This window comes from Parapedobacter flavus (genome assembly GCF_035818675.1).
Lineage (GTDB): Bacteria > Bacteroidota > Bacteroidia > Sphingobacteriales > Sphingobacteriaceae > Parapedobacter > Parapedobacter flavus.
The window spans coordinates 204,229-227,040 of sequence record NZ_JAYKZZ010000006.1 but is presented as its reverse complement, the minus strand read 5'-3'; the positions used below and the strand labels follow the sequence as shown (position 1 = coordinate 227,040).

The 22,812-nt window shown below is 55.5% G+C and carries 22 protein-coding genes; 15 read left to right on the top strand and 7 right to left on the bottom strand.

All coding sequences use genetic code 11. The features are described 5' to 3' along the window. Nucleotides 1-3 precede the first annotated feature (3 nt). The 11 genes from U9S71_RS06690 to U9S71_RS06645 all read left to right on the top strand — a co-directional run bounded on the left by U9S71_RS06690 (nt 4) and on the right by U9S71_RS06645 (nt 6,871). Entirely contained in the window at nt 4-255 is a 252-nt protein-coding gene (locus U9S71_RS06690; protein WP_326326196.1) for a phosphopantetheine-binding protein, read from the top strand. Between the two features lie 9 nt (nt 256-264). Further along, nucleotides 265-1,131: a lysophospholipid acyltransferase family protein gene (locus tag U9S71_RS06685; protein WP_326326194.1), complete on the top strand. Its 867-nt coding sequence runs from the start codon at nt 265-267 to the stop codon at nt 1,129-1,131. Further along, complete coding sequence (locus U9S71_RS06680; protein WP_326326193.1) at nt 1,128-2,060, top strand: hypothetical protein; 933 nt, start codon at nt 1,128-1,130, stop codon at nt 2,058-2,060. Before U9S71_RS06685 ends, U9S71_RS06680 begins: the two co-directional genes overlap by 4 nt. Beyond that, nucleotides 2,060-3,196, top strand: a complete 1,137-nt coding sequence (darB, locus tag U9S71_RS06675) for a dialkylresorcinol biosynthesis protein DarB (RefSeq protein ID WP_326326191.1) — start codon at nt 2,060-2,062, stop codon at nt 3,194-3,196. Before U9S71_RS06680 ends, darB begins: the two co-directional genes overlap by 1 nt. A gap of 4 nt (nt 3,197-3,200) precedes the next feature. Further along, a complete protein-coding gene (locus tag U9S71_RS06670) occupies nt 3,201-3,638 on the top strand; it encodes a hotdog family protein (RefSeq protein ID WP_326326190.1) in 438 nt (145 codons plus the stop codon). After that, nucleotides 3,631-4,131 (top strand): hotdog family protein, encoded by a 501-nt coding sequence (locus U9S71_RS06665; protein ID WP_326326189.1) that lies wholly within the window; start codon nt 3,631-3,633, stop codon nt 4,129-4,131. Before U9S71_RS06670 ends, U9S71_RS06665 begins: the two co-directional genes overlap by 8 nt. Further along, nucleotides 4,103-4,522, top strand: a complete 420-nt coding sequence (gene DarG, locus U9S71_RS06660) for a flexirubin biosynthesis protein DarG (RefSeq protein ID WP_326326187.1) — start codon at nt 4,103-4,105, stop codon at nt 4,520-4,522. Before U9S71_RS06665 ends, DarG begins: the two co-directional genes overlap by 29 nt. A 59-nt stretch (nt 4,523-4,581) precedes the next feature. After that, entirely contained in the window at nt 4,582-4,818 is a 237-nt protein-coding gene (locus tag U9S71_RS06655; protein ID WP_326326186.1) for a hypothetical protein, read from the top strand. Between the two features lie 38 nt (nt 4,819-4,856). After that, nucleotides 4,857-5,099, top strand: coding sequence for a type II toxin-antitoxin system RelE/ParE family toxin (locus U9S71_RS20995; protein ID WP_436410305.1), 243 nt, complete (start codon nt 4,857-4,859; stop codon nt 5,097-5,099). A gap of 126 nt (nt 5,100-5,225) precedes the next feature. Then, nucleotides 5,226-6,221, top strand: a complete 996-nt coding sequence (darH, locus tag U9S71_RS06650) for a BtrH-related acyltransferase DarH (RefSeq protein ID WP_326326184.1) — start codon at nt 5,226-5,228, stop codon at nt 6,219-6,221. Between the two features lie 29 nt (nt 6,222-6,250). Then, entirely contained in the window at nt 6,251-6,871 is a 621-nt protein-coding gene (locus U9S71_RS06645; RefSeq protein ID WP_326326182.1) for an RNA polymerase sigma factor, read from the top strand. Here U9S71_RS06645 and U9S71_RS06640 read toward each other — a convergent pair. The 7 genes from U9S71_RS06640 to U9S71_RS06610 are packed head-to-tail and all read right to left on the bottom strand — an operon-like array spanning nt 6,859 to nt 19,093. Then, complete coding sequence (locus U9S71_RS06640; protein ID WP_326326180.1) at nt 6,859-9,354, bottom strand: family 20 glycosylhydrolase; 2,496 nt, start codon at nt 9,352-9,354, stop codon at nt 6,859-6,861. The genes U9S71_RS06645 and U9S71_RS06640 overlap by 13 nt on opposite strands. 9 nt (nt 9,355-9,363) lie before the next feature. Beyond that, on the bottom strand, nt 9,364-10,551 hold the full coding sequence (locus tag U9S71_RS06635) for a DUF5009 domain-containing protein (RefSeq protein WP_326326178.1): 1,188 nt from the start codon (nt 10,549-10,551) through the stop codon (nt 9,364-9,366). Nucleotides 10,552-10,572: 21 nt separating this feature from the next. Continuing rightward, nucleotides 10,573-11,919, bottom strand: coding sequence for a glycosyl hydrolase family 18 protein (locus U9S71_RS06630; protein WP_326326176.1), 1,347 nt, complete (start codon nt 11,917-11,919; stop codon nt 10,573-10,575). Between the two features lie 8 nt (nt 11,920-11,927). After that, on the bottom strand, nt 11,928-12,929 hold the full coding sequence (locus U9S71_RS06625) for a glycosyl hydrolase family 18 protein (RefSeq protein WP_326326174.1): 1,002 nt from the start codon (nt 12,927-12,929) through the stop codon (nt 11,928-11,930). Beyond that, nucleotides 12,896-14,476, bottom strand: a complete 1,581-nt coding sequence (locus tag U9S71_RS06620; protein ID WP_326326173.1) for a SusD/RagB family nutrient-binding outer membrane lipoprotein — start codon at nt 14,474-14,476, stop codon at nt 12,896-12,898. The genes U9S71_RS06625 and U9S71_RS06620 overlap by 34 nt, the downstream gene beginning before the upstream one ends. Nucleotides 14,477-14,508: 32 nt before the next feature. After that, nucleotides 14,509-17,997: a SusC/RagA family TonB-linked outer membrane protein gene (locus tag U9S71_RS06615; RefSeq protein ID WP_326326171.1), complete on the bottom strand. Its 3,489-nt coding sequence runs from the start codon at nt 17,995-17,997 to the stop codon at nt 14,509-14,511. A gap of 43 nt (nt 17,998-18,040) precedes the next feature. Next, nucleotides 18,041-19,093: a FecR family protein gene (locus U9S71_RS06610; RefSeq protein WP_326326169.1), complete on the bottom strand. Its 1,053-nt coding sequence runs from the start codon at nt 19,091-19,093 to the stop codon at nt 18,041-18,043. Nucleotides 19,094-19,234: 141 nt separating this feature from the next. On the opposite strand from U9S71_RS06610, the gene U9S71_RS06605 reads away from it, so the two are divergent. Genes U9S71_RS06605 through U9S71_RS06590 form a run of 4 tightly spaced genes read left to right on the top strand, consistent with a single transcriptional unit; the run spans nt 19,235 to nt 22,809 of the window. Beyond that, complete coding sequence (locus tag U9S71_RS06605; RefSeq protein WP_326326168.1) at nt 19,235-19,987, top strand: ABC transporter ATP-binding protein; 753 nt, start codon at nt 19,235-19,237, stop codon at nt 19,985-19,987. 4 nt (nt 19,988-19,991) lie between these two features. Beyond that, a complete protein-coding gene (locus U9S71_RS06600) occupies nt 19,992-21,266 on the top strand; it encodes an ABC transporter permease (protein WP_326326166.1) in 1,275 nt (424 codons plus the stop codon). Beyond that, a complete protein-coding gene (locus U9S71_RS06595; RefSeq protein WP_326326165.1) occupies nt 21,266-21,682 on the top strand; it encodes an acyl-CoA thioesterase in 417 nt (138 codons plus the stop codon). Before U9S71_RS06600 ends, U9S71_RS06595 begins: the two co-directional genes overlap by 1 nt. After that, complete coding sequence (locus U9S71_RS06590; RefSeq protein WP_326326163.1) at nt 21,679-22,809, top strand: beta-ketoacyl-[acyl-carrier-protein] synthase family protein; 1,131 nt, start codon at nt 21,679-21,681, stop codon at nt 22,807-22,809. The genes U9S71_RS06595 and U9S71_RS06590 overlap by 4 nt, the downstream gene beginning before the upstream one ends. Nucleotides 22,810-22,812 lie beyond the last annotated feature (3 nt).

Sequence of the window (22,812 nt, the reverse complement as noted above, 5' to 3'; positions counted from 1 at the left end):
TCCATGAGCAGGGAAGAGATTATTGATATTACCAATCGGTTTTTGATCGAGGAGTTCGAGGTGGAGTCCGACGTGATCCGACCCGGTGCGGACTTGAAGGAATCATTGGATCTGGACAGCCTGGACTACGTGGATTTAGTGGTCCTCATTGAGTCCAACTTCGGCATTAAGCTGGAAAGCAAGGATTTTACCAACGTAAACACATTCGACAACCTATACGACTTAATCGGCAGCAAGATACATGCGATTGCCTAATCACAACCAATGGCTGAATGGGAAGGAAAATCGAGGGGTACCGTTTCCGGATACAAAATATTTATTTTCCTGATTAAGCACACAGGGATATCCGTCGCCTATTTCTTACTCATCTTCGTTTCCCTTTATTATTTCGTCAGCTCGCCGCACCAAACGGCATCGATATACCGCTATTTCCGGCACCGCCACAACCAGGGGTTCTTCCGCAGCATCATCAACACCTACCGCAACTACTTCGTTTTCGGGCAGACCATCATCGACAAGATTGCGATTACGGCAGGCCTGGAACATAAATATACCTATGAATTTGATGGCATCGACCACATCCGGCAATTGGCCAAAGACAACAGCGCGGGCATATTGATCAGCGCCCATGTGGGTAATTTCGAGGTGTCGCAATATTTTATGGGCGAATTTGACAAGCAGATCCATTTGGTGACCACCGATGAGGAGCGGCGAGCCATCAAGTCGTACCTGGCCAACATCATGGCCAAGCCCAAAACGGAGTTTATCGTGGTGAAGGACGACCTGTCGCACGTGTTCGAAATCAACCGGGTTATCGACGAGAAGGGGATGATCTGTTTCACGGGCGACCGCTTCGTGGAGGGGAGCAAGACGATGACGGCCAACTTCCTGGGGAAAGAAGCCCATTTCCCGGCGGGGCCGTTCCTCATCAGCTCGCGGTTGAGTACGCCGGTGCTTTTTGTGTATGTGATGCGGGAGCGCAATCGCCATTACCACCTGTATGCGCGCACGGCTACATTTACCCACCGCGATGCGCAGTCGTTGCTGCAAGCTTACGTGCAGAGCATGGAACATATATTAACGAAATACCCACTGCAGTGGTTTAATTATTACGATTTTTGGAAACCATGAAGCGCGTTTTAGTTGTTTATTATACCCAAACAGGGCAGCAGAAGGAAATCCTGGATCGGTTGCTGTCGCCCCTCGTCGCCGATGCGGAGGTCGAACTGACGTACCATCGCATCACGCCCGTTTCCGACTACCCCTTCCCGTGGGATGGGCACAGCTTCTTCGACGCGTTTCCCGAATCGTTCTTGCAGCTCCCCTGCGAACTGGAGCCTGTTGATGAGACTATCCTGCAACAGGATTACGACCTCATCGTGCTGGGCTATCAGGTGTGGTACCTTTCGCCATCGATTCCGTTCAACGCGTTCCTGAAAAGTGAGGCTGCCAACCGGCTACTGCGGGGTAAGCCGGTCATCACCGTCATCAACTGCCGTAACATGTGGGTAATGGCGCAGGAAAAAGTAAAACGCCTCTTGCATGCTGTCGGCGCGGACCACGTGGGCAACATCGCACGGGTAGACCGCCACCTCAACCACGTGAGCGTGATTACGATCGTGCACTGGATGATGAGCGGCCGGAAAGACGCGTACCTGAGCATCTTCCCCAAACCGGGCGTCTCGGACAAAGATATTATGGAATCCGACAAATTCGGGGGGCCGATATTGGCGCACCTGAAGCGTGGCGATTACCGTACGCTGCAAACGGAGCTGCTCGAACGGGGAGCCGTGATGATCCGCCCGGTGCTCGTATTCACCGATAAACGGGCCAATACGCTATTTGCCAAATGGGCCAAGCTCATCCGCAGCAAGGGCTTGCCTGGCGCAGCCGCGCGGCGGCCATGGCTCAAAGCGTTCAACTACTACCTGCTTTTCGCCATATGGATACTCGCCCCGATTGTCGGTTTATTATTTTTAATACTACATTTGCCGTTCCTTTCTTTCATTAGGAAAGAAACGAAGTACTATAAGTCTGTTCATTTTAAAATGCCCCGGTAATGCCGACCGTATATATCAATGCGATTGCCACCTTTCTACCCAATGATCCGGTTTCGAACGACCGGATGGAAACGGTATTGGGGGTGATCAATGGAGCGCCCTCACGGGCACGCGCCATCGTGCTGCGCAACAACCGGATTATCTCGCGGTATTATGCCATCGGCACCGATGGAAAACCCACACACACCAATGCGGAACTCACCGTGGAAGCGATAAATCGCTTGGTCGAACAATCGGGGGTTTCCAAATCGGCCATCGATGTGCTGTCGTGTGGCACGTCCACGCCCGACCAGCTATTGCCCTCGCACGCCAGCATGGTGCACGGGCTATGGAAAAACAAGCCGATGGAGCTGAATGCCGCTTCCGGCATCTGCACCTCGGGCATGAACGCGCTCAAGTATGCCTACATGACCATCGCCACCGGCGGTGCCCAGCGTGCGGTGTGTACGGGGTCTGAGCGGGTATCCTCGTGGCTGCGAGCCGACAAATTCAACAACGAATCCGAAAAGCTGGTGGCCCTGGAGCAAAACCCCATCATCGCCTTTGAAAAGGATTTCCTCCGGTGGATGCTTTCGGACGGGGCCGCCGCGATGCTGCTCAGCGACCAGCCGAACGACCACCGCACCTCGCTCGCCATCCGCTGGGTGGATGGGATATCTTACGCCCATGAACTGGAGCCCTGCATGTATGCGGGGGCCGTTAAGGTAGATGGCAAGCTGCTCCCCTGGAGCGATGCCTCGCCGGAAGCGTGGCTCGAACAATCGATGTTTGCCATCAAACAAGACATCAAGCTCCTGGAATCGTACGTCATCCCCAAAGGGGTGCAAAGCATCCAGGAAGTACTGCGTAAACACCGGTTGGATGCCAGCGAAATCGACCACTTCCTGCCCCATATCTCGTCTTATTTTTTCAAGGACCGATTGGTTGAAGCGTTTTCCGCGGCGGGTGTACACATCCCCGAAGAGCGGTGGTTCATCAACCTGGATAAAATCGGCAACGTCGGTTCGGCATCCAGCTACCTCCAGCTGGAAGAGCTTTTTAACACGAAAACCCTCAAAAAGGGCGAAAAAATACTACTATCGGTTCCCGAAAGCGGAAGATTTTCTTATGTTTACGCGTTGTTGGAAGTAACCTAATGTTATGGCACTCATCTCATCGCAAGAACAGATATGCAAATTCATTCCGCAGCAGCCCCCTTTTGTATTGGTGGATACGCTGGTTGAATACGAAGCTGACCGCATCGTGTCCGCCTTCGACATCCCCCAACAGCATGTGCTGGTAAACAGCAGGGGGATGCTCACCGAAGCGGGTGTCATCGAACATTTCGCCCAAACCATCGCGCTGCACCAGGGATATGATTATTTCACGCGTAACCTGTCGCCACCGGTAGGATACATCGGTTCCATCAAGGATTTTGAAGTACACCTCCTGCCCCGCGCCGGCCAGCAATTATCGACCACCATCCATATCTTGCAGAAAATGTTTGGCGTTACCGCCGTACGCGGCGAAGTGAGGTGCCAGGGGAACCTGGTTGCCGCGGGCGAAATGCGGACCGTTATAGCCAAGGAAGGTGAATAACGCCACGACCTTTCCAGCCATCGAAGCGCTTATCCCCCATCGGCCGCCGATGGTGATGGTAGACCGCGTGGTGAAGGTGGATGGCGTGGAAACCGAAACGGCATTTTCGATTACGTCCGACTGCCTTTTCGTGGCGGACGGGCGGTTGTCGGAAATGGGCATGCTCGAGAACCTGGCCCAAACGAGCTTCGTCTTCCTCAATTACTTTTTCGTCGAGCCCGACCAGGCGTTATGGGATAAGGGGAAGGATAACCTGGGGGTGATCAGCACCATCCTCGACCTCCACGTAACGGCGCTGCCCACGGTGGGGCAGGAACTGCACACCCATACGCAGACGGAACTTGTTTTTACCTCGGATTTTTTGAAGATTTGCAATATCCAAGGAACGATTACCGTGGATGGCGAAGTGGCGCTGCAAGCAACGATGAAGATGCTGCTGCAGACCAAAGATTCAGTGAGCGACAATGAACAAGAACGAAGTACCACAGGATGACGGCAGCCTGGCCAAGAAGCACGTGCACGAACTCTGCTACGCGGTAGATGAGCATGGCCGCTATACGGCGGTACCCAGCCGGGGGTGGGAGGCAAAGACCTTGGCCCTCAACGAGTCGCTGGAGCTCATCGACGAGCGGATAGCGGCAACTAAACAGGCCGTTGCGGCAGGCACGCTGAGCCCCATCGCCTATTACATGGAACTTCACCGCATGGACCTACCCCTGCTGGCCAGCTATGTGGGCATACACCGCTGGTTCGTGAAGCGGCACTTCCAGCCTAAACGATTCGGCAAGCTGAAAGCCAAAACGCTCCAGAAGTATGCGGATGTTTTTGGCATCACCGTGGCGCAATTGAAAGCGTCTACTTTAGTTGCTCCCCTCATTAGCTAACGCATTATTTGCATTTTCTCCTGTTTAACTTTAAATTTGTCTATAGTAATTTTATCAGCATGAGTACGCTTGAGTTAAAGGATGTATTAATTAGCCGTATCGCCGAAATTGACGATGTGCAGTTTCTTAAAGCGATAAAAACCATCTTGGATACAAAAACAGAAAGCCAGATGCTAGATTTATCTGCTGCTCAGATCCAAGAGATAGAGACTTCCCGTGAAGACATCGCCGCAGGTAGGTTTGTTGACCAGTCCGATCTAGACAATGAAATTGCAGCGTGGCTAAAGGGAAAATAATATGGTCCCATAAAGCCCGCATAAAACTTTATGAGATTATGGAGTTTTATGTAAAACGCAACGGAAACGCGGTCTATTCTGCTAAACTGTATAAGCTTTTCATTAAAAACACCAAACTACTTTTAAAACATCCTAAACTTGGAACCAAAACAACTCTTGAAGGGGTCAGGGGATTAATCGTCGGTGAATACATATTCTTTTATGAGTTTATCGATGAATCACTCGTCATCCACACATTGTGGCCTTGTAAGCAAAATCCGGATGACTTAGTTATAGAATAAGCTGCTAACGTCCTGCCCGCTGGCAGTAAGTCTTTCCCTCCACGGAGAAACTGAAAATTTAATCAGAAAGTTTAAAAGCTGTCTTCTTTGCAAAAGAAATCAAATCCCAAAACGTTAAACAACTACATGGACATACCTTTTGAACACCGCCAATCTGCCCATTGCGAAAATGGGGTCATATCCAACCTGTTGAACCATCAGGGCGTTTCCCTGTCGGAACCGATGGTGTTCGGTATCGGCAGCGGACTGTTTTTTGTATACCTCCCCTTCCTGAAGGTCAACTTCGCCCCCGGCTTCAGCTACCGACCCATGCCGGGAAGCATCTTCCGGAAGCTGGCGCGGCGGCTGGGCATCAAGGTTGTGCACCAGCGGTTTTCGTCGCCCGAAAAGGCGCAGGCGGTGCTGGACCAGAAGCTCGCCCAAGGTATTCCCGTAGGACTGCAGGTGGGTGTATACCACCTCACCTACTTCCCCGACGAGTACCGGTTCCATTTCAACGCACACAACCTGGTGGTGTACGGCAAGGGTGCTGACGGCTACCTCATCAGCGACCCCGTGATGGACTATACCACGAAGCTCACCGAGACGGAGCTCCAGCGGGTACGTTTTGCCAAAGGGGCGCTGCCGCCCAAAGGACACCTGTACTACCTGGAGCGGCTCCCCGAGCGGCTCGACCTCGAGAAAGCCATCCGCAAGGGCATCCGCCAAACGTGCAACGACATGCTGGCGCCAGTGCCCATCGTGGGCGTGCGGGCCATGCGGTGGGTAGCACGGAATATCCGCAAATGGCCGCGGACCATCGGCATCAAAAAAACGAACCATTACCTCGGCCAACTGGTGCGCATGCAGGAAGAGATCGGCACCGGCGGCGGTGGTTTCCGGTTCATCTATGCCGCCTTCTTACAGGAAGCCGGTGCGCTGCTCAACAACGGGGCCCTTGCCAGGCGATCGGAAGAAATGACGGCCATCGGCGACGCGTGGCGCGATTTCGCACTGGATATCTCGCGGATATACAAAAACCGGAAATCGGGCAGCGATGTCTACGAAAAGCTGTCCGACCAGCTCCTCGCCCTTGCCGATCGGGAGGAACGGTTCTTCAAGGCGCTGAAAGAAGATATTTAAGCAGCAACCTGTTGTAAAACAGTTGATTTTTGTTACCTTGGCTAGACTTTTTCGATCCGATGAAGCCTACTATGCACACTAACCCGGTAACGAAAGACTGGAATTTGTTTTTCAACGACGACCGGGAGGGGCTGTATACCTGTTTCACACTTTTTTACGACGACTTTTACCGCTTGGGCCTGCATTGGTACAAAGATGCGGAATTGGTGAAGGATTGCATCCACAACTTGTTCCTGGAGCTCTGGAAGACGTGGAATGACCGTGGGCATGTAGCCAACAAAAAGCAATATGTCATTACGGTGTATAAACGCATCGCATACCACACGTACTTAGCCTATACGCAGGCCACGGTGTGTTCGCCGGAACTGGCGCATTTCCAAACGGACCACGAATTACCCTATGAAGACCTCCTGGTTGCTTCACAAACCGAAGAACATCGCGCAAAGCTGCTACAGGCTGCGCTTGGAAAGCTCACCAAGCGCCAAAAGGAAATCATCCAACTCCGGTTTTACGATGGCTTGTCCATTTCCCAGATTGCCCAATCGCGTGGGCTGACCGAACGGACCGTCTACAACACGCTGCATAACGCCATCAAACTGCTGCGGGAATACCTGCTGTGTTTATTTTATATGCTCCTCTATTTCCAATAGACGGTGCGTCCGCCCCGGCCTTCACCGTCGAAAACACGGAAAGCCACCGTCCCTTCGGCGGCCAGTGGCTCGGTATAGCGCATACTCTGTTCGGTGGGCTCGCTGCCGTCTACGGTGTACCGGATGGCGAATCCGGGAAGTTGCACATTGGCATGGAGTTTCCCCGATTGCTCAACGACCCCTGCCGTAGGGATGCGGTAGGCGAAGCCGCCGGCGTAGTGACTTGCGCGGGGCAACTCCCGTTTTGCTACCGTATTTAAAAACACCGACCAATCGGCCGCGTATAACTCGTCCGCTTTGCCATCATCCGGTTCGGTAGCCCAGGCGGGGCTCGCCGCCCAGGCGCGCTCGGCAAGCCCGTAAAGCTTGGGCAGCAGCAGGTACTCCATCCGCTTGGGCGAGGTGATGATCTCACTCCATAGAGGCGCCTGCAGGCCGACGATGTTGGCCCGACCTTGGTCGGTAAGCTGCTCGCCGCTGGCTTGGGTAGCCAGGCTGCGGTAATAATCGTACGGAGCGAACCGGAACGGCTTTTCGACGTCCACATAGCCACCCCAGTACTGGCCGGGTTCATAGAAGCTGCTGTTATACGCCAAATCGATATAAAAGTTGGTGACGTTGGTCAGCACCACCTGGTAACCGGCATTGGCGAGGCGGTAGGCGAGGTCGACGTTATCGCCGAGGTTATTCCATACATCGGTATGGAAGTTCTCATTCGCAAAGCGGGGTTCCACCACCATCTTACGTCGCCCGTCTACCACCGCCTTTTTCATGCCGATCTCTTCCCATCCCGACAGGTACAGGCCGCGCGATTGCAGCATGTCGTTAATCCGGCCGAAAAAGTGATGCCATAGGTCGTCCACATGGGCAACGCCGGCTGCCGATGCCATCAGCTGATGTACGGCAGGCGATTTTTCCCACACCCCATCGGGCACCTCATCGCCGCCGAAATGGATAGTCTGTAAAGGCGCTCCAGCCTCTTTGTGCATGGCGATGAGTTCGTCGACCACCTTTTCCAGAAACGCATAGCTCGATGGCAATGCCACGTTGATGATGTTGTCGTCCCAATTCTGTATGGATCGGTATTCCGACTGGTCGTCGAGGTCGCGCAACAGGTATTGCGTGGCCGCGGCGGTGTCGCCCTTGGCGATAAAGGCGCGGTAACGGGCATCCATGGATTTTATCGCGGCCCGGGCATGACCGGGTGTTTCGATTTCGGGGATCACACGGATGTGGCGCTTCGTGGCGTACCGCAGCAGTTCGATATAGTCGGCACGGCTGTAAAATCCGCTTCCTGTTGCGCTGGCCACATCGGGGCCCGAACCATACGATGGCATCAGCCATTCCGCATCATCGAGCGTATGCCCTCGCCGGGCGCCGACTTCGGTAAGCTCGGGAAGCCCCAGTATCTCCAGCCGCCAGGCTTCATCTTCGCTGAAGTGGAAATGCATCACGTTCACCTTGTGGAGCGCCAACAGATCCAGTACTTTCATCACCTGCTCCTTGGTCTGGAAGTTACGCGCTACATCCAACATCACCGCACGATGTGCAAAGCGCGGCCCGTCGGTGATGGTAACCCCTTGCAGCGTGATCGACGCCTTCTTTTCGGCCCATGCCGACGAGGGTAAAAGTCCTTTGAGCGACTGGATGCCGTAAAATGCCCCTGCGGGGGTGGTGGCCTCGATGGCCACGCCGTTGGCATCGACCAGCAGCCGATACCCTTCGGGGTGGATGCCTTCCCGTTGATGGAGCACGATGGACGCGCCGACGGGCTCATCCACCAACTTCGGGGTTTGCGTGAGCACCATCGCCAGCTCGTCCTTTAGGTACGCGGCCTCATCGGCAAATGCAGTATCGGCGTTGATGGTCACATCCGCGGCGGTCAATGTAAAGGCGTCCGCCGTATAGGCATAGCTTAGGGGCGTGGGGAGTACCGGCGGCAGCTGGGCAAGGGGCAAGTCGGCAATATCGGCGTTTTGTTCATACACCTGCGTGGCCAGCACCATTTCCAAACTGTCGGCCTGTGCAAACGGCGCTACCGCCAAGGGTAAAGATACCCCAGCCGGATGGTCGTCAGAAACCAGGTAAAATCCTTTCGGGATATCGGTGAAGTTCCGTAGCCTTCGCGACATCACGTTGATGGCTACGGTGGCGCCGGGTGCCAGGGGTTGCCACTCCCCACGCGGATAAAACCGGAAGAAATCGCCGTTGACCAATTCAATACCGGCCACGGTGGTGTCCACATCGGCCACCCGTGCCACCCCCGTGTTGAAATAAATGGACCAGCCGGTGGCGCCCAGCGTATCGGCGGTGTTGTTGGTGATGGTCAGCATGGAATGGGTTTCGTCTGTCCCCTGAGCGGGCGAGGCCACGATTTCCCATTGCAGGGAAAGTGTGGTGTTGCTGTCGCTGGTGCTTTCGGGTGAACAGGCGGCTATCGCCATTAGGGCGAGCGTAGCAAGAAAAAGATTTCGATACATCATGTGTGCTTTTTATAGTTTCAACCGGATCCGTCGTTTTTCGAGTAGCCCTGTAATGGCAATGATAACGAGCGCGTAGAGCAATGATTTCGCGACGCCGACTGCTCCCGTGCGGAAAACCTCGGGCAGTTGCCAGCCGACATACCCCAACAGGGCATAGTGGATGTAGGGCAGCAGGTAACAGGTGAGGGTACTGGTGCCGGCCGGACTGATGAAGCGGTACCAACCCGCCCAATGCTTGATATCGACGATATAGACCATGAGCGCAAATGCGGCGACGCTGATGCCTGCGCAAATCAAGGCAAAAGAAGGCGTGGCCCAGATCTTGGAGATGTTCCACTCCTGGCGGGCCAGGAATCCCAATGCCAACAAGGCAACGGCAATCATCGCCGCACGCCCCATAAACGCAGGGAGCTGTGCTTTGTATCGTCGGTATAACAGCGACAGCAGGACGCCGCAGGCCGTCAGGGCGGGCAACGCGCCATCGCCAACGATCCATACCCATGCGCGGATCGGTTCCAGTCCATCAAAGAAGGTGGATTGTGCCCCCATATTGAACAAGATGAAGCCGACGAACACCCCCACCTGTGCCCACGGGTTGCCGCGGGTCCATAAAAAAAGTAAACTCACCAGCAGGTAACACCAGCCGATAAGTCCCAATATGCCCCACCAGTGCGGGCGCAGGGCCAGCCAGCTACCGGCGTTGCCACCATCCGTTTGGAACAGCAGTGCCAACGCCGCCAACCCCACGATGCCGAGCGTTTTAAGTACCCTGGCCTTTGTCGACCGTGGCGCCGGGTAATCCAGCCACACCAGAAAAAAGCCGACGGTGATGGCAATCTGCCACAGCCATTTCGGTAGCCAGGCGGTGTCTGCATAATGGGCCAGGTTGACATGGAAAACACCCATGATCAGGAGGGCGAGCGACCGTACCACGACATGGCCGGTGATATGCCATCGGCTATCGCCCTTTTTCAACCGGCTTTGTATGGCCAACGGCACGGAAAGCCCCACGATGAAGAGAAAAGCCGGGAAAACCACGTCGGCCAGCCCCAGGCCGTCGGCTTCGGCAGGCAGGTGTTCAATCCAGCCGGGAATGCCCATCAATGTCCACGTGTCGTTCACGAAAATCATCAACAGCATCACCAACGCCCGGTAGGCGTCGATGGATAGCAATCTGCTGGGAGGTGGCGTACTCATCTGTTGGTGTTATTGGCAAATTTATTGTAAAATTCCATAAATCGTGCCCATCAGCGACTTTTCACCCGCAACGTCATAGTCGCCCGCCCAAAGGTACACCCCTTTGAAACCATTATCTTTCACGTATTCAGCCTTCTGGGTAACCAGCGGAATCCCATTGAAATAGACGCCATGGGCCTGCTCAATCATTTCTTTGTTGTGCGCCTCGCTGTCGGCCGCCAGGATATCGCGGTAGGGAACATAACTATACGAACCCCAGCTGAGGTTATTGCCGTTGTCGTCTATTTCATTGTATTGCAAACCGAACGCGGGAATACCCAATACGATTTTCTCCTTGGAGATACCATGGTTAAGCCAGATAGTGGCACCATCGACCATAAACTGGAAAGGCGAGGGCTGGCCAAGCGGTGCGCCTGGCCCTACGGTCAGTCCGTTTTCAAAGCCCCTTACATTGAGCCAGTCGGCCGCCGACAGGTCGGGGTACTCCCAATGCTGCCAGCCGGTGCCCACGGTAACGGTGATCAGCGCATCGGCGGGCAACGCAGCGCGGAGGTCGGCCAGAAACGGCCCAATGGCCGCCAGGTTGGACGAGTAGGCGCCCGAATTGATATCGGTCATCATGATGTCCACGCCATCCATCCGGCGATCGGTTACGTAATTGACCACGTTTTGCACCACCAATTCCCGCGTTGCCGGGTTAGCAATAGCGCCACCGAAATCGTTGCTTTCGTACAGTGCCCAGCCATCGAGTCCCGTAAGGCGGCCGGCAATGCCCAACAGCACCGGAATGCCGTTGATATGCGCCCGCGCCACCACCTCATCGGCCGCTTGGTTCGTCTGCCCGGCCGTCACATCGAGCCCACCATCGGGCAGCACCCGCGCACACTGGAACGCCACGTGGGTTACCGTACCCCAATCGACATCGGCAGCCGTACCACCGTCAGACAGGTAGCTCATGGCTACCGACGTATAGGGTTTCAAGGTGTAGTCGGTAGGGTTTACCAGGATGGAAGAGGTACGGCTGGTGGTTTGATCGCCGTTGGACACTTCGAGGGTAATCGTGTACTCCCCGCCCCCATCGGGCGTAAACGCAAAGGCCGTATCCGTGGACACTTCCGTGCCGTCTACCTTCCAGCTGATATCCACGGCGGCGGCTGGCGAAAACAGCAACCCGGTGAAATTGGCCGTTTCGCCCTGCGAAATAATCATCGAGGGACTGGTAAACACCCCGGTACGGTCGAATATCCGTGGATGGAAATCGGTGCTATAGGTGGTATCTCCGTTTTTTTCGCAACCGGATGCTGCAACAAGCAGGAGCAATACCGGCATCCAAAAGTTCATTCGCTTATTCATGGCTCTTCTGTTCATATCGTTTATCAATTGATGGTTTCGTTGATGGCACGCAGCAGGGATTTATCGCCTTCGGCATCCTGCAGGAGCTGCCAGATCATCACGCCGCCGGCCCCGTTGTCCATGGCGTATTGTGTTTTTTTCCGGATGGTGGGTATGCCGTTGTAGTAGACCGTGCCACCGGCAGGAAGGGTTACCTCATCGTGCTGCTCGCTCCCCGGCCAGCGGACCACGATATCGCGGAAGAACAGGCTCTCGGGCGCCCCCTCGCCAAACCCGTATCCATAAAAGGGCAACCCGATGAAAATCTTTTCGGCGGGTATGTTCCTCGTGTGATGGAAGTACTCGAAATCATTGGTGGCCATGGCGTACGGCGAATGCGGACCGCCATTGGATGGATTCCATGGCCCGGTGGCATCGTACGACATCACGTTGATGAAATCGTAGTGGGCCAGTGTCTCGTCGGCAATCTGGTCGGCATTCCAGCTGGCCAGGGCCGCGGTCACCAGCTTATCCAATGGCTTCACGGCGGCAGCGACCTCTTCCACAAACGGCGCGTAGTGCTGGTTGATGAGGGCATTTTCCAAGTCGATATCCACCCCATCAAATCCATACCGGTTAATCAGATCAACGATGCCCAGCACCAGCTTGGCCCGTTGCTGTTTCGTCTGTAACAAGGTTTCGAGGTGCGGCGGCGGACTGCCCCCACCGATGGAGAAGAACACCCGCACATCGTGGTCGTGGGCGCGTCGCACCAGCCCCTCCAATTCGGCACCTGTTTCAAAAACACCGTTGGCGTAGGGGTTCAGGAATGCAATGTTCAGGTCGGTGATCTGTTGCCAATTGACCTGCGTTTTAGCCAGCGCCCAATCGGAGGCAAACACATAACCCAACACCCGAAGGCGGGACTGCTCGGCAGGCAAGTCCGGCTGGGGATTGCCCTTGCAGGAGGCTGCCAGCGTCAGCAACGGCAACGCGAGGCATAACAAGTGTATTATTCCGCGTCCCACCATACCCTCCCGTTCCATGAGTTTGTACCGCCAAGCCGTTCTACGGCCGCTTGATAGTTTACGCCATTTTGTTCCTGCTCGGAAAGCGGATATTCAAACCGCCGCGGAGTAGTCGTTGAGTTTGACTCGCCATTGACGGGTGATGGCAGCACCGGATAGCCGGTGCGCCGCCAGTTGGCATAGGCTTCGGGCCCGTTGAGGAATAAGGCAATCCACAATTGCGTATTGATGACCTCCAGTTCGCGGCTCGGGAGCAGCGGCACGCTCTGTATGAAATTATTGATCTCCGTGTCGCTGAATGTGGGCCCGCCCGTAAACAAGCTCAACTGTTGCAGCGCGGCGCGGACGCCGTTTTGGTAATGCGTTTGTGCATCGCCGAAACCGGCACCGAAGCGTTGTGCGGCCTCAGCGAGCAGAAATTCCACTTCGGCATACGTTTGGTGGAAGAACGGTGCATCGTTGCGGATCAGGAAATTAGCGGGCTGGGCTTTCTGTTCGTTATTGCTAACGGTATGCGTGCCCACGCCGGGCACCTCAATATCGAACGGATTCTTCCAGTCGTCCCAGATATAATCGGTGGGGTTTACCCCAACGGTGCCTACAACGGCGCGCACCTGCTCGGTAATATCCACCCGGTCGAACGGCCGGTAAGGCAGGTCGATGTAATACCGGGCGATGTGGTTTAAACGGGGGTCGTTGGAATTGCGCATCTGATTGATGAGGGTGGCCGACAGCCGCGGCACCACCTCATGCTGGTTGATACCCACCGATACGCCATTGCCCCGGATATCGACGTAATCATTCTGGATGTTCTCGTGGCGCATGATGCACATCTCCGCATTGCGCTCAAATATACCATCCGTGTAGGCGTCCTGGGCTTCGGCCTGCGCTTTGGCGGGGTCGCGTTTCACGAGCCGCATGGCCAACCGTAAACGCAGGGAGTTGGCAAACTTCTGCCAGGCCGCTATGTTGCCATCATAGAAGAAATCGCCCGTTACGGGGTCTTTCGCTGGGTCCAATTGGGCGGCCGCCGCTTTCAGCTCACTGAAGAAATCGTTGTAGATGTCTTCCTGTTTGTCGTATACGGGCCGGGTAATGCCGGTGTAGGCGGCGGTGCCCGCTTCGGTGTACGGAATATCGCCGTAGAGATCGGTGAGCCGTGCGAACATGTAGACCTTCATGATTCGGCACACGGCATTCAGGTTGGTTGATTCTTCCACGCCAGTGGTCCGTTGCACGGCGTCCACGATGTTGAGGATATCGTTTTGGTAGGTGTATTCCCAAAAGGATGATAGGTAGGGTACACTTTTGATGTACATCTGCCCGTACCGGTTGGCCCAGATACCGGCAAGGTGCTGAACCAGCGGCATGGTCATCACCGTACCGAGTTTCTCGTTGATTTCCAGATCGCCCGAAAAGCGGGCTTGCACCAGCGATAGCTGGAGGCTGGGATCGAGGTTGCTCGACCGTGTCGGGTCGATATTGGTATCGTCGAATTTCGTACATGCCGCCATGGATAACACGATGGCAACGATGGATACGCTCCGATAGATTAGCTTCTTCATCTGTATAACATTAAATGTAGACATATCCGTTGTTAAAATCTAAAATTGAGGTTAATGCCCCAACTGCGCCGCGACGGCAGCGAGCCGTATTCCAACCCCTGGCCGTTGCTGTTGTTGTAATTCGAATCGGGATCGATATTGGGCACCGACTTGTAAATGATGAACGGATTGCGGCTCACCACGGCGATGCTCAGGTCTTGGATGCCCCATTGCGACACCAGTGAACCCGGCACACGGTAACTCAGCGTGATTTCGCGCATCTTGAAGTACCCCGCATCATAGAGATAAGGGATGGCGATGCCATTGCCGTCGGTATAGATGTTTGACCAATACAGCGAAGGATCTACCGCCCGGGTATTGGGCGTATAGATGGGATTGCCTTGTGCGTCCGTGCCGGTCTGCACCACGCCCTGAGGCACATACCCCCGCACATTACCCATGGCCAGCCATTCGTCTTCGGTGGCACCTGCCGCTAAGCGCTGCTCTTCGGATTGGATCCACTCCTCGCGCCCTTCGAGCGTGGAGGTGAGGCTACCGCGCGTAGCCGCGAACAGGTTGGACATGGAAAACAGGTCGGCACCGAGTTTCATATCGACGATGGCCGTAAGGCCGAAGTTTTTATAATTCATGCTGGTGTACAGTCCGCCGGTCCATTTGAATGTCCCCTGCCCCAGCAATTGGCGCTCTTCGCTCACCACGGGTGTGAGGTTGTTGGCATTGAGGATGATGTTTCCTTGCGGGTCGTATTGGTAACCATAGCCGAGTATGGATCCATACGGCGCATCCGGCATGGCCACCACCGCCACGCCCATCCAGCGGGCGTCAGACAGCGTGAGGAAAGGTACCCCTTCGGCCAGTGACTCCACTTTGTTGATGTTGCGGGCCACGTTGAAATTCAGGTCCCAATGGAAATGTTCGTTGGATATGGGCTGCGTATTCAGCGCGATCTCCACCCCTTTGTTTACGATAACGCCGGCGTTGATGACCTGCGAGGTGAAACCGGAAGAAACCGGTATGGGTACGCGGTTGATCTGGTCGCGCGAGCGCTGGGTGTAATACGTGACGTCCAGACCGATGCGGTCTTGCAGGAATTTCAGTTCCAGTCCGGTTTCAAACGACCGTGTCCGTGTGGGCTTCAAGTTGGGGTTGGGCAGCAATGTGCTGGAGATATTGCCAATGGAACGGCCCATGAAGGAGAGCGGATTGAGGGCATAGTATAAATCCAACTGATAAGGATCGGTATCGTTGCCCACCTCGGCAGCCGATACACGCAGCTTGCCGAACGAGAGGATGCGTTTGTCTATCTTGAACGCATCGGAGAATACAAAGCTTCCCGACAGCGACGGGTAGAGGTAGCTGTTGTTCCCCTGGGGCAATGTAGATGACGCATCGTGGCGGATGGTCGCATCGGCATAGAGGAACCCTTTGTACCCGGCGCTCAGCAACACATAAGCCGAGTTGTTGTGTTTACGGTAATCATTCTCGATGACCGACTTATCCGCAAAGCTGTTGGGGCTAATCACGTCGGTCATGGTCATGTTGAGAAACTCCATGGTGCTGCCCACATTGCGGATGCGGGATAGGCTGGCCCCGAGCCTGGCCGACAGGTGCCACGCGGGCGATACCTGTTTCTCCATGCTTAAGAGCACATCCGACTCGGTGGTCGAATACCGCTGGTGGTTGGCGTTCAACCGGCCCGCAAGGGAACCGGGTGTGGTACGGGGGGTATATTTCTCGAAATCGAGGAAGGTCAGGTCGGTAGCCAGCCTGCCCTGGAAGCTCATCCAGCTGGTGATGGCATAGTTGAGCTGCAGTGCACCCATCAGCCGGTCTTTCTTGGTGTCATTGCTCATCTCATTGATGATCCAATAGGGATTCAACCGGTACTGGCCACCCCCCCAATCCACGTAGGTGCCCTGGGCATCTTTGTAGTAATCTTTGAAATAGGCTTGATCCACGTTGTTGGCCAGCCCGACGAAGTTGTTGCCGATATTGCCGGGGTCGTCTGCCAGTGCCGGGCGGTTGCTCACGTTTTCATTGAGGTAATAAGCGCGCGCTTCTACCGTGACCTTATCACCGAACTTTGAGGTACCATTAAAGGTGAATGAATTGCGTCGAAGCCCGCTACCGGGCACAATATCCTGGTTGCGCAGATCGGATACCGCTAAGCGGAACGAGGAGCGGTCGGTGGCATTCGTCAGCGACAAGCTATTGGTATAGGTGGCGCCTGTTCTGAAAAAGCCGCTGATGTTATCTTTTGCCAATGCATAAGGGCGCAGTTGACCATCAAAATAAGGGATCATGAGATCCGGGTCGAGGCGCGGACCGAAATTGGAAAACAGCGAGGTGCGCGCCTGGTCGACATCATTCACCAGGTTTTGGTTGCGGCCCTGCCCGTACAGCGTTTGGTAGCCATCGAATGTGGTCAATTGGTTTTCAAACGTCATGGTACTGTTGAGCTCAATGCCGAGTTCTTTGTTGGTACCGCCCCTTTTGGTGGTGATGAGGATAACGCCATTGGCCGCCCGACTGCCGTATAGTGCCGAAGCGGAGGGTCCTTTCAACACGCTCACCTTAGCGATATCGTCGGGGTTGAGTGCCGAAATGGCGTCGCCGAGGTCGTAGCCCGCCGCAAACTTGCCGCCATCTACCTGCCCGTAGTTGGAGTTATCCATCGGGATACCATCTACCACATACAGGGGTTGGTTGTTGCCGGTGATGGTGGTGGCGCCGCGGATAATGACCCGCGACGACCCGGCGGGACCACCCGCGGTGGAGTTGATAACCAATCCGGCTACGCGCCCGGCGAGTGAATTGATGACATTGGGCTCGCGCACCTTCTCGAGTTCGGCCCCTTCCACTTCAGAGACGGCGTAACCCAACGAGCGCTCTTCGCGGGTAATACCCAATGCGGTAACCACCGTTTCGTCCAGCTCGATCATCGCATCGTCCAACACGATTTGGAGCGGCGCAGCCATATCCGTCACGGCGACCGTTCGGGTGGTGTAGCCCATCATGCGGAACCGGAGTTCGTCGCCCACCTGGGCAGCAATGGAGAAATTGCCGTTGCCATTGCTTATGGTTGAGCTATTCAGCTTCACATTGATGACGGTTACGCCTTCAAGCGGTTGGCCGCGGCTGTTCCGGACCTGCCCGTTGAGAAGCTGTTGGTGCACGGTTCCGCTTTGCCCGTCCAACTGGATAATGACCATCTCGCCGCGTAAGCGGTACCGGAACGCCAGCTGCTGGGCCAGTTTATCCAGCAGTTCGTCGAGTTTGGCGTTGCGTACCTGCAGGGTGACGCGTTGGTTGACGTCCAATTCCAACGGGTTATAGGAAAACCGGATATCGGCGCGCTGCTCAATTTGTTCAAATACGTCGCCTATGGCCACCTGTTTCCAGGTGAAGGAAAAAAGCGATTCGGTCGACTGTGCATGGCCTGTGGCGAAGAGCGCCATGAACAGGGCGAGCACTAGTTTCGGGGATAGCCGGTATCGGCAAAAATGTAACATTCTCTTCATTGCTCGTTTACTTGGTTTAATACATGATTGGGTTTATATAGGGTTAAAGGGTCATGCGAAGCTGGTTCCCGTCCATCGTAAAGTGCACGCGGTTGGAAAAAGCGATGGCATCCAGCACTTCCTGTAGCGGCCGGTTGGCAAATTGGCCCGTAAAGGCGACCGTCTGGGCTACCTCATGCGCTGCCGTCAACGACACGCCGTAGGCATCATACAGTTTGTCTTTGATTTCCGCGAAATCAGCACCCTGGAAGGCCAACCTACGGGCTAGCCACGCGGTTACGTCACCGGGGTCGAATGGGTCGACCGTCAAGGGCCGGTCTGCGGTAACATGGGTCATCTGCCCCGGGTGAAGAATGGTAGACGCCATGGACTTCCCTGCTACGATATGGTCTACCTGTACCTTGCCCGAAGTGAGCATCACTTGTGGCTGGTGTTGATCCGTATAGTTCGTTACACGGAAGGAGGTGCCCAGAGCGGTGGTCATGGTGGATGCCGTACGCACGATGAATGGCTTCTCGGCATTTTTAGTGACCTCGAAATAGGCGTCGCCTTCGAGCCATACCACCCGGTGGGCCCCGTTGAAATCGTCGGCCACACGCAACTGGCTGGAACCGTTGAGGAGGGCCGTACTGCCGTCGGGCAGGGTGAACTGCTGGCGCTCGCCGGTAGCCGTTTGCACAACCGTTGCGGGTAGTGCCTGCTCCAATGCGAACGTGATGGCGCGGTCGACCACATGATCGCGGATAACGAACAAGTACGCGCTGCCAACGAGGAGCAGCGTGGCTGCAACAGCCAACCAACGCTTCGCACCGCGCGTAAGCGTGAAGATGGGCACCCGTTGGCGCGCAGCTGAATCGGCGGTTACCTCCATTGCGGCCTGGAGCCGGGTAAGTTGTTGTTGTTTTTCACCATCGTCTACCTTCACCGCCATGAGCTGCACCCATTTCTCGGCTTCCCGGGCCCGTCCGTTAAGCTCCGGGTGGCTCGCCAGGATACCCTCCCAGTACGCAACGTCCGCGTGGTCGGTACGTAAGCAGTAGTTTACAAACCGGTCGTCGGTCAGGAAATCGTCAATCGTGTAATTCGCATGGTCCATAATTATCGCGCATTAAGTAAGCGTGTTTCTTAGCTAGTGTGGCGTTTTCGTTTTTTTTACCAAAGAATTTTGAAAAAATATCGCTTTTCTGATTTTCACCCCTTTACCCCTGATCTCAACAACTTTCCTTATTTTCGCCCCATGGACGAAATCATCCGCATAGAAGCGCTGTCTAAACGATATGCGGGCAGCGACCGGTATGCGTTGAAGGACTTATCGCTTTCCATCGGGAAGGGGGAAATATTCGGCTTATTGGGTCCGAACGGGGCGGGCAAGACGACGTTGATTTCCACGCTGTGCGGGATGATCAAACCCTCGTCGGGCGAACTCTGGTTCGGCGCACTGAATTACCGGCGGCATGCCCGCCAAATCCAGCGGCAGCTCGGCGTGGTACCGCAGGAATATGCGCTCTACCCCACCCTTACGGCCGAAGAAAACCTCTATTATTTCGGGAGCTTGTATGGGCTTGCTGGCACCGACTTGTCCGGGCGCATTGCGGACGGGCTGCAACGCGTGGGGTTATCGGAGTTCAGGAAAAAACCCATCAAGACCTTTTCGGGTGGTATGCAGCGGCGGGTCAACCTGCTGGCCGGCATCCTGCATCAGCCCAACGTGCTCTTCCTCGATGAGCCCACCGTGGGTGTGGATGTGCACTCCAAAGAGGTCATCATGGCGCTGCTCCATGAGCTCAACCAGCAGGGAACCACCATCATCTACAGCTCGCACCACCTCAATGAAGCACAGCATTTCTGCACGCGGATCGCCATCATCGATGCGGGGCACATCGTGGTGGAGGGCAAGCCCGATGCGCTCATCGCATCCGTACCGGAAGCGACCACCCTGGAGAATGTATTTATACACCACACCGGCAGCCAACTGAGAGACTATGCGTAAACTGATGGCATCGGCATATAAGGAGGTGCTGCTGTTGCTCCGCGACTGGGGTGGACTGGCCATCCTGTTTTTTATGCCGGCGGTATTGATCATCACCATTACGCTTATTCAGGAAAGCACGTTCAAGGCGGTGGGCGAATCGACCCTGCCGATTGTGTTGGTCGACAACGATAGCGGCGAAATTGGCCGGATCGTCGCCAGCAACCTCCGCGAGGCGCCCAACATCCAAGTCGTGACGGAGGTCGACGGCAAACCCATCGACGACACATACGCCCGGACATTGGTGAGCGAGGGCCATTACCAGATTGCCCTGGTCATCCCCGAAGGGATCAGCAAGGAGCTGAACGAAAAGGTGAACCATAATGTCGACCGGATTCTTGGCGAATTAGCCGTGATGGATACCGACAGTGCCCCAGCCGAAGAAGAAAAGGAGTGGAAAACGCAGGAAATTACGATTTATTTCGATCCGGCGGCGGGGCAAACCTTCCGCAACGGCGTGAAAACCAATATTGAGCAACTCCTCGCCAAAGTGGAGGTCCAGAAAATATACGATGTATTCATCGACCAAATGGAGCTGGGTGAAGACCCCGGTTTGCTGAATGGCGAAATCATCTCCTTTAAGGAAACGATTGCCCAGAAGGGGAACGATGGCATCATCCCGAACGCCGTGCAGCACAATGTACCCGCGTGGATTCTATTCGGCATCTTTTTCATCGTAGTGCCGTTGGGCATCAACCTAGTGAAGGAGAAAAACCTCGGCACGTACATCCGGCTGCGCACCAGTCCGGTATCCTATGCCATCATCCTGGGCGGCAAAATACTCACCTATACCGTGATCTGCCTCATCCAGTTTATGCTGATGCTGATGATTGCTAAATACGTTTTTCCGCTGATAGGCCTCATCGAATTTGATCCGGGTGGGCAATTCCCGTTGATGTTGCTGATCGCCTTCGTGGCCGGCCTCGCGGCCATCGGCCTGGGCATCCTCATCGGTACCGTGGCCGAGACGCAGGAGCAATCGGCACCGTTCGGCGCCATCTTCGTCATCATCCTCGCTGCGTTGGGTGGGGTTTGGGTGCCCACGTTCATCATGCCTGAAATCATGCAGAAAATATCGGCATTTTCGCCCATGAATTGGGGGATTTCGGCCTTTTACGATGTCATTCTACGGAATGGTACGGCCGCAGACATTGCGCAACCGTTGGCTTACCTGCTCCTGTTCTTTATGGTCACGTTGCTGGCAGCCATCCTTTACGACAAACGAAACAAAACAAGCTGATGGATCCGATCCTCCGACACCGCACCCGCTTCCGTGTACGTTTCAACGAGACCGACCCGTTGGGTATCGTGTGGCATGGCCATTACATTACCTACTTTGAAGATGGTCGCGAGGCATTTGGGGAGGCCATGGACATCAGCTACCGCCATATCCGCGAGCAGGGTTACCTCGCACCCGTGGTGAAGTGCGTCTGTGAGTATAAATTGCCCCTGCGCCATGGCGAGTGGGCCGATATCGAAACCGTGTTCGTGAATAACGCAGCGGCGAAAATGACATTCCGCTATACCATATTCAATACCGAACAGCAAGTGGTGGCCACTGGCGAGACCACGCAGGTCTTCACCGATGTCGACGGCGAGCTGGTGCTCACCAACCCGCCGTTCTTTGCCAAGTGGAAGGCGAAACACGACCTATGATGCGGGATGAGGTATATATCGTCGGTGATGAGGTCATCTCCCCGCTGGGGATGGGCAGTGCGGTGAATTTCCAGCGGCTGCTTGACGGCCATACGGCCGTTGCACCCGTGATGGATGTGGGTTTATGCGACCACCCGATCCATGCCGCCCGGATGGATGATACGCAATGGACTCCCCTTGTCCGCGATGCCGGGCGCTATACACGATTGGAAAGGCTGTTCATTCTGGCGCTGCAACGGCTTATCGACAGACATGGCATTCCGCTGGACAAAGGTACGCTGGTGGTTCTCTCCACCACCAAAGGCAACATCGGGCTGTTGGGCAATCCGGCAAGCACGTTTCCGCAGCAACGGGCAACCATTCCCGCCATGGCAGGAGCCATCCAGCATTATTTCGGATTTGCCAATCCGCCCATTCCCGTTTCCAATGCGTGCATATCGGGCTCACTGGCCATCGCCGTGGCGCGGCGGCTACTCCGCCATGACCGTCGCTACCAACGGGCCATCGTGGTGGGGGGCGACGAGCTATCGAAATTCATCGTTTCGGGGTTTGATGCGTTCCAGGCGTTGGACGACGGTCCCTGCCGGCCGTTTGACCGCGATCGGAAAGGGCTGAACCTGGGCGAAGCCGTGGCCGCGGTATACCTTTCGACCGAACGGGTAACCGGCGCCATGAAGATCGCCGGCGTGGGCACCTTTAACGATGCCAACCACATATCGGGTCCATCACGTACGGGCGAGGGGCTGTACTTAAGCATCACGGAAGCCATGCGCGAAGCGGCCGCGGTAACCCCCGATTTCCTTTCGGCCCATGGCACCGCCACGCCCTACAACGACGAGATGGAGGCGATTGCGTTTGAGCGATGCGGGCTCTCGGCCGTTCCGGCGCACAGCCTGAAGGGCTACTTCGGCCATACCCTTGGGGCCAGCGGCCTGCTCGAAACGGTGATGGCCATCCACTCGCTGAAAAACAACGTGCTGATCCCGTCGCCCGGATTTGCGCACCAAGGCACCAGTCGACCGCTGAACATCATTACGCAGCGCACGCCGGGGCCACTCCGCGCCTTCCTCAAAACCGCCTCGGGCTTTGGTGGCTGTAACATAGCGACAATGATTCAAAACGGGTGACCT